Origin of the sequence: Serratia nevei, assembly GCF_037948395.1 — a bacterium.
Classification (GTDB): Bacteria; Pseudomonadota; Gammaproteobacteria; order Enterobacterales; family Enterobacteriaceae; genus Serratia; species Serratia nevei.
On the sequence record NZ_CP149940.1, the window covers coordinates 1,411,736 to 1,426,942 of the forward strand.

Here is a 15,207-nt window from a genome sequence, read left to right on the forward strand (position 1 = left end):
CCGGCGGCGAGTGAAAACGCGGCTTGCGCCGCGCTGAGGGGAAAGGAATAAAACGGCATAAGGTTATGACCGAATGCCGCGTGGCGTTCACAGCCCCGGCGCTTTCCACAGCGAAGTGGTCAGGCCGTTATCCACCAGCGTCAGCTGATCGGCGTAAACCTGCCGCCAGGTTTCTTTCTGTTCCTGATACAGCGCGTGGTGGGCCATGTCCGGCTGGTGTTCGCGTTCCCAACGCACCAGGCGCTCGCCGGTTTCGGCCAGCGACTCGTACAGCCCGGCGCCAACGCCGGCGGCGATCGCGCAGCCCAGCGCGGTGGCCTCTTTCACCACCGGCACCCGCACCGTCAACCCGGTGACGTCGCTGAGGATCTGGCTCCACAGCTTGCCCTTGGCCCCGCCGCCGGCGAACACCAGCGAGCGCGCCTGCACGCCGGAGAAGGCGGCGATCTGCTCCAGGTTGCAGGCGGAGACGATGGCGGCGTTCTCCTCCAGCGCGCGGAACAGCGTCTGTTTGTTGCAGCGCTCCGGGTCGATCGACATATTGATGAACGACGGTGCCGCGTGGTACCAGGTTTTGAAATGCATGGCGTCGGAAAAGATCGGCATCACGCCGTAGGCGCCCGGCGGCACCCTGGCCGCCATCTCTTCCAGCAGGCTGTAGGCATCGACCCCCAGCCGCTCCGCCAGCAATTTTTCCTCCGCGCAGAAGGCGTCGCGGAACCAGCGCATGGTCAGGCCGGTAAAGAAGCTGATGGATTCCGCCTGCGCCATGCCGGGAATGACGTGGGGGTTGATGCGGATGTTCATCTCCGGATCGATAGCCGGCTCCGGCAGGTTGACGATCTGCTGCCAGAAGGTGCCGCCGAGCACCGCCGTCTGCCCGGCGCGCACGATGCCGAGCCCCAGGCTGCCGAGTTGCACGTCGCCGCCGCCCATCACCACCGGGGTGCCGCGCAGCAGCCCGCTCTCCTGCGCCGCCTGTTCGGTGACGCGCCCCAGCACGCTGCCGGTCTCTTTCACCGGCGACAGAATATCGGCGCGCAGCCCGGCCATGTCGAGCAGCGCCGGGCGCCAGTCGCGGCTGGTCAGATCCAGCATGCCGGTGGTGCCGGCGTTGGAAGGATCGACCGCCAGCTCGCCGCTCAGCATGTTGGCCAGCCAGTCGCTGATCATGGTCAGCGTCGCCGCTTGGCGGTAGATGTCCGGCCGATGGTGCGCCAGCCACAGCAGGCGCGGCATGGCGCTCAGCGCCAGCGTCTGGCCGGAGTATTGATACACTTCGCGTTCGAAGCCGTGGTTGTGCAGCTCTTTCAGCTCGCTGACTTCGCGGCTGGCGCGCGCATCGACGTTGGCGCAGGCCCAGATCGGCACGCCGTTGCGGTCGTACAGCACGATGCCTTCACGCATCGAGCAGCAGGCCACCGCGCGTATCGCCTGCGCCGTCAGCCCGGCGCGCTGCAAGGCCTGGCGAATGCACTGGCAGGCCAGCTGCCAGTTGCGGCTGAGGTCGAACTCCATCGAGCCGGGCACGCCCGGCACCGCCAGATGTTGCCACTCCGCCTGGCCATGCGCGATCTGGTTGCCCGCCACATCGAAGATTACCGCGCGAATGCTGCCCGTTCCTGCGTCCAGCGCCATCAAGTAGTTGTCCATAGCCTATGCTCTCAGGGGGAGGAGTGTTAACTATAGATGCCGCCGCCTTACCCCGCAGGGGGAGGAGTGGGCGTCGCCGCTGCGATTTGTGAGCCAGGCGGCAAAATTGCCGTTGCGGCGGGCAATCGACGGGAATAAACCTATGGTTGGAAAGAGTCATTTTGCGGTACGCCGTTTAAACAAGGAGTTGCCATGCACGTCACATTGGTTGAGATCAACGTTAAACAAGACAAAATCGACGAATTTATCGATGTTTTCCGCGCCAATCATCGGGGGGCAATCGAAGAGCCGGGCAACCTGCGCTTCGACGTGCTGCAGGACGAACAGATTCCGACGCGGTTTTACATCTACGAAGCCTATCGCGACGAGCAGGCGGTGGCGGCGCACAAGCAGACCCCGCACTACCTGCAGTGCGTGGAGAAGCTGGAAGCGCTGATGACCGGCCCGCGCAAGAAGACCACCTTTATCGGCCTGATGCCTGAATAATCGCCGGCGTTTGCCGGTGTCCATGCGCCCGGTTTGGTTGTAACCTGCAAGCTAAAGCGAATTTTCAATGGGATAAGCGGGGCGAGGATGATATTGCGCGATCGGCTGTTGGCGCTGTTGGTGGTGGTGATCTGGGGCGTGAATTTCGTCGTGATCAAGTTCGGTTTACAGGGCATGCCGCCGTTTCTGCTGGCCGGAATGCGTTTCTTGCTGGTGGCGTTGCCGGCGATCTTCTTTATCCCGCGCCCGACGATCCCGTGGAAATGGCTGCTGCTGTACGGCATGACCATGAGCTTCGCGCAGTTTGCGTTTCTGTTCGTCGCCATCAAGGTGGGGATGCCGGCGGGGCTGGCTTCGCTGGTGCTGCAGGCGCAGGTGTTCTTCACCCTGCTGTTGGGTGTCGTGCTGATGGGCGAAAAGCTGCGCGTTAACCATTTTGTCGGCATCGCTATCGCCAGCGGCGGCATGCTGGTGCTGGCGCAGGCCAGCCTGCATAAGCCGGGCAGCGGCGCGGTCCCCCTGGCGGGCCTGCTGCTGACGCTGGCGGCGGCGTTTTCCTGGGCGCTGGGCAACCTGACCAACAAGAAGATCCTGGCCGGTTTCCCGCAGCGTAATATTTTATCGCTGGTGGTGTGGAGCGCGCCGATCCCGGTCGTGCCGTTCCTGGCCTGCAGCTGGCTGTTCGACGGCTCTGAGGCGGTGCTGAGCAGCCTGAGCCATGTGCAGGTCGGCACCTGGCTGGCGGTTGCCTACCTGGCGTTCGCCGCCACGCTGTTCGGTTATTCGGTGTGGGGCAGCCTGCTGGGGCGCTATGAAACCTGGCGGGTTGCGCCGCTGACGCTGCTGGTGCCGCTGGTCGGGCTGTTCGCCGCCTGGCTGCTGCTGGACGAAGCGCTGTCGCCGGCGCAGTTCGGCGGCGCATTGCTGGTGCTGGCCGGCATGGCGGTCAACACCTTCGGGCTGCCGCGCCGCCGGCCGGCGATCGCGCGTTAAACCGAACAGGGCAATTCTGTTCAATACGTTGTCGGCGGCGGTCGGCATTCTGGCGCCTGTGAATTCTTTCTCAGGTGCCCATCATGAATATCTACCTTTCCATGGCCGCGTTTGCGCTGGCGGCCTCCATCACCCCCGGCCCGGTCAACATCGTCGCATTGAGCGCCGGGGCGCAATTCGGCTTTGGCGCGACCCAGCGTCACGTGTTCGGCGCCACGCTGGGGTTTACCCTGTTGCTGGTGCTGCTGGGATTGGGCATGCACCAGCTGCTGACCCTGTGGCCGGCGCTGACCCGCTTGATTCAGTGGGCCGGCGTGGCCTTCCTGCTGTTTATGGCCTACCGGCTGGCGTTTGACGACGGCAGATTGGGCAACGGCGCGGCGCGGGCGCCTTCCTGTTGGTACGGCGCACTGATGCAATGGCTGAATCCCAAGGCGTGGCTGGCGTCGGTGGCCAGCCTTGGCGCTTTTGTCGGCGACGGCGACATCCGGCTGCTGTGGCAGTTCGCCGGGCTCTACTTCGTGATTTGCTATGTCTCGGTGGCCTGCTGGGCCTATGTCGGCGCGATGCTGCGCGGCCTGCTCAGGCAGGCGCGCAACGTGCGGCGTTTCAACCGCGCGATGGCGCTGCTGTTGGCGGCCAGCGCCTGCTATCTGCTGGCGGAGGGTTTTTGATACTGCCCCGGCGTGGCGGCCAGCAGCTGCTTGAAGGTGCGCTGGAAGTGCGCCTGATCGGCAAAGCCGCTTTCGCTGGCGGCCGCAGCGATCGGCAGGCCGCTCTTCAATAGCCGATGGCCGTGCTGCACGCGGCGGTTGACCAGATAGGCGTGCGGCGTCATGCCGTAGCGCTGGCGGAAGGCGCGGATCAGGTAAGAAGGGGACAGCGCGGCGGCGCGGCAAATGTCGTCCAGCGTCAGCGGCCGGGTGCAGTGCGCGTCGATAAACGCCGCCGCCGCTTCCAGTCGGGTATGCGCCGGTGTCTCCGGCTGGCGGACAGCGCCCAGCCCGAGCTGCAGGGCGCTGAAATACTCCACCATGGCGATCTGTTTTTCCAGCGCGCAGCACAGCGGATCCGTCAGCAGCGCATAAAGCCGGTTCAGGCCGTGGAACAGCGCCGGATCGCGGCTGAGCGGCTGGCTGAACGGAACAAAACGGTCACCGTCGCCGCCGAGCAGCTCCTGCTGCAGCGTGCCGAGCCAGGCGAGATCGAGATAGAACATGATGTACGACCAACGGCGATCGGCAATGGGATTGCAGGCATGCGCCTGCTGCGGGTTGATGACAACCAGATCGCCGGCGCTGACCTGCATGCGCCGCTCGCCGTTGACATAGGTGCTGACGCCGCCGGTGATGGCGCCGATGGAAAAGAATTCGTGGCTGTGCAGGCTGTAGCACACCTGGCGGCCATCCTTGATGGCGCGGGCTTCGACGAACGGCAACTGCGGATCGCGCCAGAACTGCGGCGTTTTTTCACTCATACGCTTTCCTTTTCACTGCGGCGGCATCACAGTGTTATAGCCTGAAAGCGTCAAGGGGGGGAATGGCGGATGATGATTTTTAACGTGTTCGGCCGTCTGCTGGGCGTGAAGCGCATCGGGGACGAATGGCGGCTGTTCCGCGTGACGCTGCCGGAGCGCAAATATGCCCCCAGCTACGATATCGTGCTGCCGGCCGACCTGCGCGAAGAGGAGATCGCCGGCTATCTGGGGGATATCTATCACGAGGCGGCGACGCCACAGCGGCCGGACGTGTTTCGCGTCGAATAGCGCGGCGCGTCACTCTTCCGCGTTGCGCGCCATCATGCGGCGTTGATGTTCCTCGCCGGCGGCCTGGATCTCTTCCAGCACCGAGCCGACGTCGGCACGTTTCAGGATTTCGCTGAACCGGCCGCTGAGGACGCTGTCCGGCGTCAGGTTGCCTTCCTGATACAGCGCCCAAATCTCTTTGGCGTATTGGCTGTCGCGCAGCTCCGGCGCGAACTGGCCGTAATACTCGGCCAGATTGCCGATATCGCGCTCGAACATGCTTTTGGCGTGGTTGTTGGCGGCGGCGTCCACCACCTGTGGCAGATCGATGATCACTGGCCCGTCTTTATCCATCAGTACGTTGAATTCCGACAGGTCACCGTGCACCAGCCCGGCGCACAGCATGCGCACCGCGTAGTTCATCATCAGGGCGTGATCGGCGCGCGCCTGTTCCGGCGTCAGGATGACATCGCTCAGGCGTGGCGCCACCAGGCCTTCTTCGTCGGTGATCAGCTCCATCAGCAGCACGCCGTCCAAGCAGATGTCCGGCTGCGGCACCCGCACCCCGGCCTTGGCCAGCAGATACAGCGCGTCCACTTCGGTGTTTTGCCAGGCTTCTTCCTGCTGCTGGCGGCCAAATTTGGAGCCTTTGCTCATGGCGCGCGCGTCGCGGCTGTTGCGCACCTTGCGTCCTTCCTGATAGTGAACGGCCTGCTTGAAGTTGCGCTTCTCGGCCTCTTTGTACACTTTGGCGCAGCGGATCTCATCGCCGCAGCGCACGATAAACACGTCGGCTTCTTTGCCGCTTTTCAACCGGCGGATGACGTCGTCGATTAACCCGTCATCAACCAGCGGCTGGAGTCGTTTTGGAATTTTCATGCAGCCTTGTACCCTATTTAGGCTCCGGTGTGAATGGCTTGCGCAGTTGATAGCGTAAGTTAGACCCGAAAGGCAAACATTAGTTTTGCCGCCGCGTCATCATTACGCGGCGGCGGGCGCTCACAGGCTGGCGGCCGGCACCCAGACGCTGACGCTGCCGGCGTTGACCGGGAAATGGGCGCTGCCCTGGTCGTCGGTGGTGATCTCCTCCTGACGGTTGCCGAGGAAATCGCGCCAGGCGGTGTGCGCCAAATCGGCGCCCAGCGCGACGGTCTTGCCGCTCTCGCCGCCGTTGGTCAGCACCACCACGCAGCCGGGGGCCTCGGCGGTGCCGGCGCGGCTGAAGGCCACGCAGTGACTGTCGTCGAAGTAGTCGGCTTGCGGGCCGTTGGCGAAACGCTGGCGGGCGGCGATCAGCTTCTCCAGCTCCGGGATCGCCGGCATGTCAATCTGGTACTCGCCGCCGTCGCGCCCCTTGTCGCGGTAGCTGGCGCCATACAGGTCGGGGTAAAACACGCAGGGCACGCCCTGTTCGCGCAGCAGGATCAGCGCGTAGGCCAGCGGTTTGAACCAGGGTTCCACCGGCGCTTCCAGCGATTGCAACGGCTGGGTGTCGTGGTTGGCGACCAGCGTTACCGCGTGGGCCGGATCGGCGGCGGTCAGGGTATCGGTGAAGATCTGCGCCATGTCGAAGCCGTCGCCCTGTTTCGACGCCTGATGAAACTTCAGGTGCAGCGCCACGTCGAACAGCATCACCTTGCCGTCCACCAGCTCGATGTATTGTTGCAGCGCACTCAGATCGTGCGACCAGTATTCGGCGACGATAAACAGGTCGCGCTGTGCGCTGCCGCGCACGTGATCCGCCCACTCTTTGAAGAACCAGGCGGGAATGTGTTTGGCGGCGTCCAGGCGGAAGCCGTCGCACGGCAGGCTTTCCAACAGCCAGCGCGCCCAGTATTTGAGCTCCTCCGTCACGGCGGCATTGCGGAACTCCACGTCGGCCCCCATCAGATAGTCGTAGTTGCCTTTTTCGTCGTCGACCTGATCGTTCCAGCCGTCGTCGGCATAGTCGTTGGCGATTTTGAACACCCCTTTGTCGTCCGGCTGCTCAACGTAATCGACGCCGCTGAAGCATGTGTAATCCCAGATAAACTCGGAATGCACGCCCTGGCGGCCGGGAAAGGTGAAGCGGGTGTAGGCCAGCGCGTCGAAGCCCTGGTCGTCGATGTCATTACGGTTGTTGGCGTCCACTTTGAACACGTGTACCTGTTCTTTCTCGTCCGCGCCAAGCTTGTGGTTGAACACCACGTCGTAGAGTACCCCCACGCCGTGTTCGCGCAGCGTAGTGGCGGCGTGTTCGAGCGCCGCCTTGTCGCCGTATTTGGTGGCCACGCTGCCTTTCTGGTCAAATTCGCCGAGATCGAACAGATCGTAAGTATCGTAGCCGACGGAGTAGCCGCCGGAAGCGCCCTTGTAGGCAGGTGGCAGCCACAGGTCGGTAATGCCCAGTTCGGCCAGGTGCGGGGCGCGCTCGGCGGCCTCCTGCCACAGTTTGCCGCCGTCGGGGTAGTACCAGTGGAAGAATTGCAGCAGGGTGGTTTTTTTCGTCATGAGCCAGCGTCCCGGTTAGCCAGAAGGAGAGGAGCAGTTAAAGCATGGGCTACTTTTGGCAAAAGGGACAAGTTTGGTATAGGCGGCCCGAGAAGGCCGCCCGAGAGATGGCTTAACGCTGGCTGGCGTAATGAGGTGAGCGTGGGCCATAAAGAATGGCGCCGTTCTGACCTGTCGCCGATAACAGACGGGTGTTGGCGATGGCGCCAACATCAAATCCTTTGTCGCTGATGGTATCGGCGATTTGTGAAATCGCGGCGCTGATCACCATGCCCAGCAGGCCTCCGGAGTTGTTGTTGCCTTCGTTGCTAGATGCGGTGGCGGTGCCGGCCCACAGCTGTTTGCCGTTGCGCAAATCGACCAGGCGAGCGGCTACGGTAACGCGGGTTTCGCTGCTGATCACCATGTAGCTGGTGCCGTATTGCGTGACATCCAGATACAGCACGGTGTCGGCGCCGAAAATCTGGTGCAGTTTTTTCGGACTGACGGCGCGAATGTCGTTGGCGTTGGTTAGACCGTTTTGCAGGAAGGTTTCCTCCACTACAGCGACCGGCAGCACATAGTAACCGGCCTCGGCCAACGGCAGGGTGGCGCTGGCGAGTACGCTGTGGCTGGCTTTGATATCCGGCGACTGGTTAACCGGCGGCAAGACCAGAATCGACTTCGGCTTGCTCTCATGGAACGCCGCATAATCATAAGGCGTCTGCTTGGCGCAGCCGCTTAGCAACAGGGTGGCGGCAACGCCGAGTAAAGTGAGTACACGCTTCATTTAAAACTCCCCTTATCCCTGGCCATCAGGAAATTCATAAACGGCGCCGATTCCGGGAACAGCGTTTTTTCCGTGTTGAATTCACTCATTGCTTGTCCGTCGTTGCCGGTTTTGCTGTACAGCAGCCCCAGTTGCGCATGCAGACCTGGTGGTACGGCTTTATCCTTGGCGCGGGATTTCTCGACGATCTCTTTCAGCGTGGCGATCTGCTGCTCAGGGCTTTGCCCCTCCTGCTGGTAGTATTGATAGAGAGAAGTTTGGTAGCCATCCCAATTGTAAAGCGTTTTCGGCGCGGCGCAGCCGGCCAGCAGGGTCGCTGCAAACAGCGCCCCGCCCATTTTTTTAGTTATCATCTTTCTGCTTCTATTCCGTTAGTTAGCAGGGCGCCATGCGCCATTTTCGATACCGGTGACCAGGTTATTGACGGCTTCACGCACGGCCAGGTCCAGCACCTTGCCGTTAAGGGTGGAGTCGTAGCTGGCGGTGCCCCCGAAACCGATGATTTCGCGATTGGACAGTTCGTATTCACCGGCGCCCTGAGAGGAAAAGACGACTTCTGAGGTCTGTACGTTTACGACGTTCAGATTGACTTTGGCGTAAGCGACTTGTGATTTACCCCGGCCCAAGATCCCCCACAGCTGATGATCGCCGACTTCTTTACGGCCGAATTCGGTGACATCGCCGGTAATCACATAATTGGCGCCTTTCAGCGTTTGTGCCTTCCCTTTAATGCCGGCTTCAGTTTTCAGCTCTTCCATGTTGGCGCGATCCAGCACGTTGAAACGGCCAGTCTGTTGCAAATGCGTGATCAGGATAGTCTTGGACTGATTGCCCAGTCGATCGACGCCATCGGAGAAGATGCCGTTCATGTAGCTGGAGCGGTTGTCGAATTTACCGACGGCGATAGGGCTGCGTGGGCCCTGATAAGTGGTGTTGTAGGAAGCGACTTTCGGCACTTCCAAAGTGCGAGAAGATTCGGTCGCGCAGCCCGCCAGCAAGGTGACGGAAAGGGCGACGGAACAGACGGCGAGTGATTTTTTCATTGGCGTGCAATCTCTCCATGAGCATAAAACAGCGCGGGAGCAACCCGCGCCCGACGTTGATATAACGAGCGTTGTCGCCGTTATAGAAACGCCGCGATCCTGCCATGAATATGTAACAAATTACAACAATATATCGGCATTAATGCCGCTATTAACATTGTTGTAACCCATTGGAATGCAATGGATTAGTCTCGATTTTCTCTCTTCATTACAGTGTTTTTCACGATTGTGTATTTTTTGTCTGGGTTATTGTCTTTTTAATCTTAAATACATGGCCATTAATCCTGAAATATTTTAACTAACCAGTTTGTTGTATTGATTAATGTTACGTTTTGCATCAGCTCCTGTGTTATGCCGGGGTTCATGACGGCTTGATGATCCGTTAAGGTAGTGAAAATTAGGTAACACTATCAACCAAGTGTCATTTTTTATCGGTAGCTAATCGGGGATATCAATTGTGAACATCAGGGATTTCAGAGCATTGGCGCGCAGTTTGGTCAGAGAATTCGGCATGTTGAACAAGCAGAGCAACGGCTCGCGCTTTTCGCCGCTGCAGATCCATCTGATGATTGAAGTCAGCGAGCAGCCGCTGGGCGTCACCGAGCTGGCGGCCCGGCTTTGCATCGACAAAGCCAGCGCCAGCCGGGCGCTGCGCAGCCTGGTTGCCGCCGGTGTGATAGAAACGGTGGATCATCCGGATGACAAGCGGCACAACCTGCACCGGCTGAGTAAAAAGGGCGGCAAGGCGCTGGCCGGTATCGAGAGCGACGCCGACGGTTTTATGCAGGCGGCGCTGGCGCAGTTGGACGACGATGAGCTGGCGAGTACCACCGCGGCGATGAAAAAGATGACCGCGGCGCTGCGCAGCGCGCGCAAACAGCGCGACGCCAACCTGCGGGTGCGGCCGATTGCCGCGCGCGACGATGCGGCGATGGCGGCGATCATTCGCGATGTGTTTCGCGAGTACGGCATGGACAAGATGGAAGGCGTCAGCCTGCACGATCCGGATCTCGATCGTCTGACCGGTCTGTATCGCGACAACGGCGGCCACTACTGGGTGCTGGAGCGGGACGGGCAGGTGGTGGGGGGCGTTGGCATGGCGCCGCTGGCGGGCGAAGAGCCCGGCTATTGCGAGCTGCAAAAGCTGTTCTTCAAACCCGGCGCGCGTGGGCTGGGCATGGCGCGCTATATGGTGGTACAGGCGCTGAAGGCGGCGCGGGCGGCGGGGTATCGCTACTGTTACCTGGAAACCACCGAACAGTTGAAAGAGGCGATCGGGTTGTACTACGCGCTGGGATTCACGCTGCTGACGGAACGGCGCGGCAACACCGGCCATCACGGTTGCAACGTGTGCATGCTGAAAAATCTGAAGAACGACGATATGTGAGCGGTTTCAAGGTTAGCGCCCGCGCCTTGTGCCACCCTGTTAACCGTTTGATAACAATCACAACGTTTTATCAGGGAGGAAACTATGTTGGGGGATCCGATGGCGCTGTCCGCGCTGGTCACGCTGGTGGTCATCGCGCTGTGGGCCAGCGCCCGCTTGCCGGAGTATTTGGTCGCGCTGCTGTTCTTCGCGGCGGTGATGGTGTTGCAGCTGGCGCCCGCCGCGGTGACCTTTTCCGGTTTCGCGTCTTCCGCATTCTGGCTGGTGCTTAGCGGTTTCGTGCTGGGCACCGCCATCCGTAGCACCGGTTTGGCGGATCGCCTAGCCAACCGGCTCTTGCCGCACCTGGCCGGCTCCTGGCCCCGCCTGGTGGGCGGGGTGGTGGCGATAAGCTACGCGTTGGCGTTTGTCATGCCCTCCAACATGGGGCGCATTACGCTGCTGATGCCGATCGTCATGGCGTTGGCCGATCGCGCCGGTTTGGGGGAGGGCTCGCGCGGCCGCATCGGTTTGGCGCTGGCGGTGGGGTTCGGCACCTTCCAGCTCTCCGCCAGCATCCTGCCGGCCAACGTGCCCAATCTGGTGATGAGCGGCGCGGCGGAAAGCGCCTACGGCAGCCACTTCGCCTATCTTTCTTACCTGCTGTTGCACGCCCCGGTGCTCGGGATCGCCAAAGGCGCGCTGCTGACGCTGTGCATCTGTGGCCTGTTCCGTGCGCGGCCGCAGCCGGTGGCGGCCGAGGCGGCGCAAACCCCGCTCAGCGCCGCCGAATGGCGGCTGATCGCGCTGTTGGGCGTCACGGTGTTGCTGTGGATGACCGACAGCTGGCATGGCATCGCTCCCGCCTGGATCGGGTTGGCGGCGGCCTGCGTTTGCCTGTTGCCGCGCATCGGATTTCTCAACGGCGAGCAGTTCGCCGCCGGGGTTAACGTGCGCACCTGCATCTACGTGGCGGGGATCCTGGGACTGACCGCGCTGGTCAGCCACTCGGGGCTTGGCGATCGGCTGGGCGGTGCGCTGCTGGCGATGATGCCGGATCTGCACGGCAAACCGTTCACCGCATTCGGTTCGCTGGTGGGTATCACCGCATTGCTGAATTTTGTGGTGACCGCCAACGGCGTGCCGGCGCTGTTTACCCCGCTGGCGCAGGCGTTGTCTGCGGGCAGCGGCTTGCCGCTGCTGACGGTGCTGATGACCCAGGTGATTGGTTACGCCACGCCGCTGCTGCCGTATCAGGCTTCGCCGATCGTGGTGGCGATGGGGATGGGCAAAGTGCCGGCGCGTGAAGGGTTGAAGCTGTGCCTGCTGTTGGCCGCGCTCAGCTTTGCGCTGCTGGTGCCGCTGGATTATCTGTGGTTCAGGCTGCTGGGGTGGATCCCGTAAACCGACCGGCGCGTTGGTGGGCAGATAAAACAAAAGGCGGCCTGAGCCGCCCTTTTGCGCGATTGCCGGTGTGGCAATTAATTGTAGATGATCGCGGTACCGTGCAGTTTGTTGTCGCCGGTGGTTGCGATGATCTGGAAGGATTTGGCGCCGGCTGCGTCGGCTTTGGCCGCCAGTTTGTTTTCCAGGCTGCTCAGGTCGGACGCACCGCTGACGGTGACGACGCCGGCTTTTTGCAGATCGGCCGGTTGAGCGTTGACCAGTTCGGCGGCGAAACTGCCGAAGGAGACGGAAGCCAGTGCGATGGCGGCGATGGTCATTTTCAGGTTTTTCATGGTCTTATTTCCTATCTGTGTTCTTTACAATGTTTGTTTGGTAAGGTCGTTAAATTAATTAACGATCGATAATTTAATGTTAGATGCCGGTTTGACAGATTGCAAGTATTTTTTAATGCTCGTTAATTAATTTTTTTTTACGCCCTGGCGTTGTGAGCAAAAGAACAGGCAATCCGTTGGATTAATGCGTTGTTATTGATAGATTTCTGCAGTGCCGTGCAGCTGGTTGTTACCGCCGGCGCCGATGATGCGGAAGGATTTTGCACCGGCCTGATCGGCTTTGGCTGCCAGGCTGCTTTCCAGCGAGGTCAGATCGGATGCGCCGCTGACGGTGATGACGCCCACTTTCTGCTGGTCAGCCGGTTGGCTCTGGACTAAATCGGCGGCGAAGCTGCCGAAGGAAACGCTGGCCAGAGTGAGAGCTGCTAGGGTTAATTTTAAGTTTTTCATAATGTTATTTCCTTTCCGATAACGGTGAATAGAGGGTTTTAATCCGCTTCGCTAACTTATCTTAACGATCGATAACTAAATGCTAATAGGTTCTCGACGAGGGCGCAATATTTTTTTATAATGATCGTTAAGTTATTTGTGCTAACCCTGCTGTGGAGCGGGATAGGAGAGGAACGATGAGCATCAATGAAACGGTCTGCGGCAAAAAAAGCCGTGGCAGACCGAAACAATTTGATCGCGACCGGGCGCTGGAAAGCGCGCTCGATCTGTTCTGGCGGCACGGTTATGAAGCTACCTCGCTGGCCGATCTGGTGGAAGTGACCGGCGCCAAGGCGCCAACGCTGTATGCGGAATTCGGCAACAAAGAAGGGATGTTCCGCGCGGCGGTGGAGCGCTATCTGCAGAAATATACGGTTTGCGCCAACCAAATGCTGGAGCAGGATCTACCGGTGGCCGAGATCGTCGAAGCCTACGTGCGTTCTTCCGCCGAGGTGTTTACCGACCCTGACACGCCGTCAGGCTGCTTTATGGTGTGCGCCTCCGCCGCGCTGTCGTCGGCGTCCGATGATGTCGCCCAGATGCTGCGCAGGAAGCATCATGCGCAGGAAGCGGCGCTGAAGGCCTGCTTCGATCGCAAGGTGCAGCAGGGCGAACTGCTGGCGAAAACCGACACCGCGCTGCTGGCGAAATACGTGATTTGCACCATTGAAGGCATGTCGGTGCAGGCGCGTGAAGGGGCAAGCCGGAGCGATCTGCTGCGGTTGCTGGAGGCGTTGATGCTGGTGTGGCCGCGGCTCAGCCAGATTGGCAATAAGGTGTAACAACCGGCCCGGTTTTTACCGCAATGCCGCTCAGTTAATCCTGAGTGGCATTTTTTATCCAGCCTCTGGGCGTTCTGTGCAGGGGAATTGCCGTAAATGTCCTGCATTTCTCTGTGGCCAACATGAACGGCAATTGGAGGGGCCGAAGGCGCGGCCCCTCCACCCGCGCTCTTGCTTAACACCGTCTGTCCGCTTTGCGGAAATTACTCGGCCCATCCTGGGCCTCGCCCCTTCGGGGCCGCTGCAAGCAGCGTTCAAATCTGCTCCCGGCAGATTTGTCCTCGCCGCGTCTGCATTGTCGGGCGGGTCGGCTGCGACAAACGTCCCTGTTAGTCTCGCCTCAACCGGCCTTCCCTGACCGGTTGCCCCTGACAACGCCGTCTTGCTCGGCAGCCGGTGATGCGCACCAAAGGTCAACCCCCGTGCTGGCAGCTACCGGGCAACCCGTCCTTTATGAGGTTATGGCAGAGCGAGGAATCGGAGATGAGCACCGTATTGGACGCCCTTGAAGACGCCGAACGCAGGCATAGCGCATTAGGCGAAACCGCCATGGACGGCGGTTTCAGGTGAGACAGGCAGGGACGCCTGTCGCAACCGGCCTCAATGCGGTATGGCGGAGGGAGGGGAGTTGGCAAAGCCAACCGTCTGACAGGGCAAAGGCGAGGGTTGCCAGGGGCCGCGCCTTCGGCCCCTGGCTCGGTCGAGGTGCGTGAGCCACATAGAGCATCTCACTTTTATCGACCGAAAATTTCACGAACGCCTGCATAAAACGCTAACTGACCAGCATTACGGCTTTTACCGGGCCGTGTAACCCATTACTGATTGACCGGGATCACCGCGCCCTGGTATTTCTCGCGGATAAAGTCCTGAATCGGTTTGGAGTGCAGTACCTTGACCAGCGCCACGATCTCCGGTTTGTTCACGTCGGCCTTGTGCACGGTGATGATGTTGGCGTACGGGTTGTTTTCGCCGCTTTCGACCGCGATCGGATCTTTGGTCGGATTCAGCCCGGCGTCGATGGCGTAGTTGGCGTTGATCACCACCGCGTCGCCTTCGTCGTTGTTGTACATTTGCGGCAGCAGCGCGCCCTCAACGTTGGCCTGGAACTTCAGGTGTTTCGGGTTTTCCACCACGTCGCTGATGCGCGCGTCCACTTTGCTCACCCCCGGCTTCAGCTTGATCACGCCTTCCCGTTCAAAAATAGACAGGATGCGGCCTTCTTCCGCCACCGCGTCGCGCATGATGATTTTGCCATTTTCCGGCAGATCTTTCAGGCTCTTGTACTTCTTCGAGTAGATGCCGATAGGCTCAATATGGATCGCGCCGGCGCTGACGAAGTCGTAGCTCTTGTCGTCGGCGTGGTCTTTCAGCACCGAGTTCAGGTAAGGCACGTGCTGGAAGTAGTTGGCGTCGATGTCGTGGCTGGCCAGCGCGGTGTTCGGCAGGATGTAGTCCTGGAAGCGCTTGATCTGCAGATCGATGCCTTCCTTCGCCAGTATCGGCTTGGCCTGTTCGAGGATCTCGGCGTGCGGCACGTTGGAGGCGCCGACCACCAGCTTGGTCGCTGCCGTGGCGCCAAAAGAGGCGAGGGTGGCGACGGAGGCGAAAGCCAACATCAGTAGGTGCTTTTTCATCATCGTTTTCCTTGGTTAA

The 15,207-nt window shown here is 60.6% G+C and carries 17 protein-coding genes; 7 read left to right on the plus strand and 10 right to left on the minus strand.

All coding sequences use genetic code 11. The annotated features are described in order from the left end of the window. Window positions 1–87: 87 nt before the first annotated feature. Window positions 88–1,653: an autoinducer-2 kinase gene (gene lsrK / locus V8N38_RS06680; RefSeq protein ID WP_084826616.1), complete on the minus strand. Its 1,566-nt coding sequence runs from the start codon at window positions 1,651–1,653 to the stop codon at window positions 88–90. Between the two features lie 192 nt (window positions 1,654–1,845). Here lsrK and lsrG point away from each other — a divergent pair, with 192 nt between their 5' ends. The 3 genes from lsrG (at window position 1,846) to V8N38_RS06695 (ending at window position 3,806) form a co-directional block, all read left to right on the plus strand. Beyond that, the gene (gene lsrG, locus V8N38_RS06685) at window positions 1,846–2,139 is read left to right on the plus strand and encodes a (4S)-4-hydroxy-5-phosphonooxypentane-2,3-dione isomerase (protein ID WP_043146917.1); all 294 of its coding nucleotides are present in this window, start codon (window positions 1,846–1,848) and stop codon (window positions 2,137–2,139) included. Between the two features lie 87 nt (window positions 2,140–2,226). Further along, entirely contained in the window at window positions 2,227–3,132 is a 906-nt protein-coding gene (locus V8N38_RS06690; protein WP_102984095.1) for an EamA family transporter, read from the plus strand. Between the two features lie 83 nt (window positions 3,133–3,215). After that, window positions 3,216–3,806 carry a LysE family translocator gene (locus tag V8N38_RS06695; protein ID WP_147839591.1) on the plus strand — a complete coding sequence of 197 codons (591 nt, stop codon included), beginning with the start codon at window positions 3,216–3,218 and terminating at the stop codon, window positions 3,804–3,806. On the opposite strand, the gene V8N38_RS06700 is transcribed toward V8N38_RS06695, so the two are convergent. After that, window positions 3,782–4,609, minus strand: coding sequence for an AraC family transcriptional regulator (locus tag V8N38_RS06700; protein ID WP_147839590.1), 828 nt, complete (start codon window positions 4,607–4,609; stop codon window positions 3,782–3,784). The genes V8N38_RS06695 and V8N38_RS06700 overlap by 25 nt on opposite strands. Window positions 4,610–4,678: 69 nt before the next feature. On the opposite strand from V8N38_RS06700, the gene V8N38_RS06705 reads away from it, so the two are divergent. Next, a complete protein-coding gene (locus tag V8N38_RS06705; protein WP_038879994.1) occupies window positions 4,679–4,897 on the plus strand; it encodes a hypothetical protein in 219 nt (72 codons plus the stop codon). Window positions 4,898–4,906: 9 nt separating this feature from the next. Here V8N38_RS06705 and V8N38_RS06710 read toward each other — a convergent pair whose 3' ends face one another. The 5 genes from V8N38_RS06710 to V8N38_RS06730 form a co-directional block, all read right to left on the minus strand. Next, window positions 4,907–5,755: a PA4780 family RIO1-like protein kinase gene (locus tag V8N38_RS06710; RefSeq protein WP_060421079.1), complete on the minus strand. Its 849-nt coding sequence runs from the start codon at window positions 5,753–5,755 to the stop codon at window positions 4,907–4,909. A 120-nt stretch (window positions 5,756–5,875) separates the two neighbouring features. Further along, window positions 5,876–7,366, minus strand: coding sequence for an alpha-amylase (gene amyA, locus V8N38_RS06715; protein WP_147839589.1), 1,491 nt, complete (start codon window positions 7,364–7,366; stop codon window positions 5,876–5,878). 112 nt (window positions 7,367–7,478) lie between these two features. Then, window positions 7,479–8,135 (minus strand): DUF799 domain-containing protein, encoded by a 657-nt coding sequence (locus tag V8N38_RS06720; RefSeq protein WP_060421088.1) that lies wholly within the window; start codon window positions 8,133–8,135, stop codon window positions 7,479–7,481. Continuing rightward, the gene (locus V8N38_RS06725) at window positions 8,132–8,488 is read right to left on the minus strand and encodes a DUF4810 domain-containing protein (RefSeq protein ID WP_060421091.1); all 357 of its coding nucleotides are present in this window, start codon (window positions 8,486–8,488) and stop codon (window positions 8,132–8,134) included. Before V8N38_RS06725 ends, V8N38_RS06720 begins: the two co-directional genes overlap by 4 nt. A gap of 18 nt (window positions 8,489–8,506) precedes the next feature. After that, on the minus strand, window positions 8,507–9,178 hold the full coding sequence (locus V8N38_RS06730) for a CsgG/HfaB family protein (protein WP_004939528.1): 672 nt from the start codon (window positions 9,176–9,178) through the stop codon (window positions 8,507–8,509). Window positions 9,179–9,659: 481 nt separating this feature from the next. Here V8N38_RS06730 and V8N38_RS06735 point away from each other — a divergent pair, with 481 nt between their 5' ends. Further along, complete coding sequence (locus V8N38_RS06735) at window positions 9,660–10,565, plus strand: helix-turn-helix domain-containing GNAT family N-acetyltransferase (RefSeq protein ID WP_080347957.1); 906 nt, start codon at window positions 9,660–9,662, stop codon at window positions 10,563–10,565. Window positions 10,566–10,649: 84 nt separating this feature from the next. Continuing rightward, a complete protein-coding gene (locus V8N38_RS06740) occupies window positions 10,650–11,948 on the plus strand; it encodes an SLC13 family permease (RefSeq protein WP_060440445.1) in 1,299 nt (432 codons plus the stop codon). A gap of 77 nt (window positions 11,949–12,025) precedes the next feature. Here V8N38_RS06740 and bhsA (V8N38_RS06745) read toward each other — a convergent pair whose 3' ends face one another. Both bhsA (V8N38_RS06745) and bhsA (V8N38_RS06750) read right to left on the minus strand, forming a co-directional pair. Next, window positions 12,026–12,283 carry a multiple stress resistance protein BhsA gene (gene bhsA / locus V8N38_RS06745; protein WP_004939517.1) on the minus strand — a complete coding sequence of 86 codons (258 nt, stop codon included), beginning with the start codon at window positions 12,281–12,283 and terminating at the stop codon, window positions 12,026–12,028. Window positions 12,284–12,475: 192 nt separating this feature from the next. Beyond that, a complete protein-coding gene (bhsA, locus tag V8N38_RS06750; protein ID WP_060421097.1) occupies window positions 12,476–12,733 on the minus strand; it encodes a multiple stress resistance protein BhsA in 258 nt (85 codons plus the stop codon). Between the two features lie 176 nt (window positions 12,734–12,909). Here bhsA (V8N38_RS06750) and V8N38_RS06755 point away from each other — a divergent pair, with 176 nt between their 5' ends. Further along, the gene (locus tag V8N38_RS06755) at window positions 12,910–13,554 is read left to right on the plus strand and encodes a TetR/AcrR family transcriptional regulator (RefSeq protein ID WP_049201030.1); all 645 of its coding nucleotides are present in this window, start codon (window positions 12,910–12,912) and stop codon (window positions 13,552–13,554) included. Between the two features lie 815 nt (window positions 13,555–14,369). On the opposite strand, the gene V8N38_RS06760 is transcribed toward V8N38_RS06755, so the two are convergent. Further along, window positions 14,370–15,188: a MetQ/NlpA family ABC transporter substrate-binding protein gene (locus tag V8N38_RS06760; RefSeq protein ID WP_038880058.1), complete on the minus strand. Its 819-nt coding sequence runs from the start codon at window positions 15,186–15,188 to the stop codon at window positions 14,370–14,372. Window positions 15,189–15,207 lie beyond the last annotated feature (19 nt).

What these genes read in the sequence shown, in the direction of transcription:
- lsrK (WP_084826616.1), bottom strand. Translation starts at nt 1,653, where the DNA reads ATGGACAACTACTTGATGGCGCTGGACGCAGGAACGGGCAGCATTCGC.
- lsrG (WP_043146917.1), top strand. Translation starts at nt 1,846, where the DNA reads ATGCACGTCACATTGGTTGAGATCAACGTTAAACAAGACAAAATCGAC.
- V8N38_RS06690 (WP_102984095.1), top strand. Translation starts at nt 2,227, where the DNA reads ATGATATTGCGCGATCGGCTGTTGGCGCTGTTGGTGGTGGTGATCTGG.
- V8N38_RS06695 (WP_147839591.1), top strand. Translation starts at nt 3,216, where the DNA reads ATGAATATCTACCTTTCCATGGCCGCGTTTGCGCTGGCGGCCTCCATC.
- V8N38_RS06700 (WP_147839590.1), bottom strand. Translation starts at nt 4,609, where the DNA reads ATGAGTGAAAAAACGCCGCAGTTCTGGCGCGATCCGCAGTTGCCGTTC.
- V8N38_RS06705 (WP_038879994.1), top strand. Translation starts at nt 4,679, where the DNA reads ATGATGATTTTTAACGTGTTCGGCCGTCTGCTGGGCGTGAAGCGCATC.
- V8N38_RS06710 (WP_060421079.1), bottom strand. Translation starts at nt 5,755, where the DNA reads ATGAAAATTCCAAAACGACTCCAGCCGCTGGTTGATGACGGGTTAATC.
- amyA (WP_147839589.1), bottom strand. Translation starts at nt 7,366, where the DNA reads ATGACGAAAAAAACCACCCTGCTGCAATTCTTCCACTGGTACTACCCC.
- V8N38_RS06720 (WP_060421088.1), bottom strand. Translation starts at nt 8,135, where the DNA reads ATGAAGCGTGTACTCACTTTACTCGGCGTTGCCGCCACCCTGTTGCTA.
- V8N38_RS06725 (WP_060421091.1), bottom strand. Translation starts at nt 8,488, where the DNA reads ATGATAACTAAAAAAATGGGCGGGGCGCTGTTTGCAGCGACCCTGCTG.
- V8N38_RS06730 (WP_004939528.1), bottom strand. Translation starts at nt 9,178, where the DNA reads ATGAAAAAATCACTCGCCGTCTGTTCCGTCGCCCTTTCCGTCACCTTG.
- V8N38_RS06740 (WP_060440445.1), top strand. Translation starts at nt 10,650, where the DNA reads ATGTTGGGGGATCCGATGGCGCTGTCCGCGCTGGTCACGCTGGTGGTC.
- bhsA (WP_004939517.1), bottom strand. Translation starts at nt 12,283, where the DNA reads ATGAAAAACCTGAAAATGACCATCGCCGCCATCGCACTGGCTTCCGTC.
- bhsA (WP_060421097.1), bottom strand. Translation starts at nt 12,733, where the DNA reads ATGAAAAACTTAAAATTAACCCTAGCAGCTCTCACTCTGGCCAGCGTT.
- V8N38_RS06755 (WP_049201030.1), top strand. Translation starts at nt 12,910, where the DNA reads ATGAGCATCAATGAAACGGTCTGCGGCAAAAAAAGCCGTGGCAGACCG.
- V8N38_RS06760 (WP_038880058.1), bottom strand. Translation starts at nt 15,188, where the DNA reads ATGAAAAAGCACCTACTGATGTTGGCTTTCGCCTCCGTCGCCACCCTC.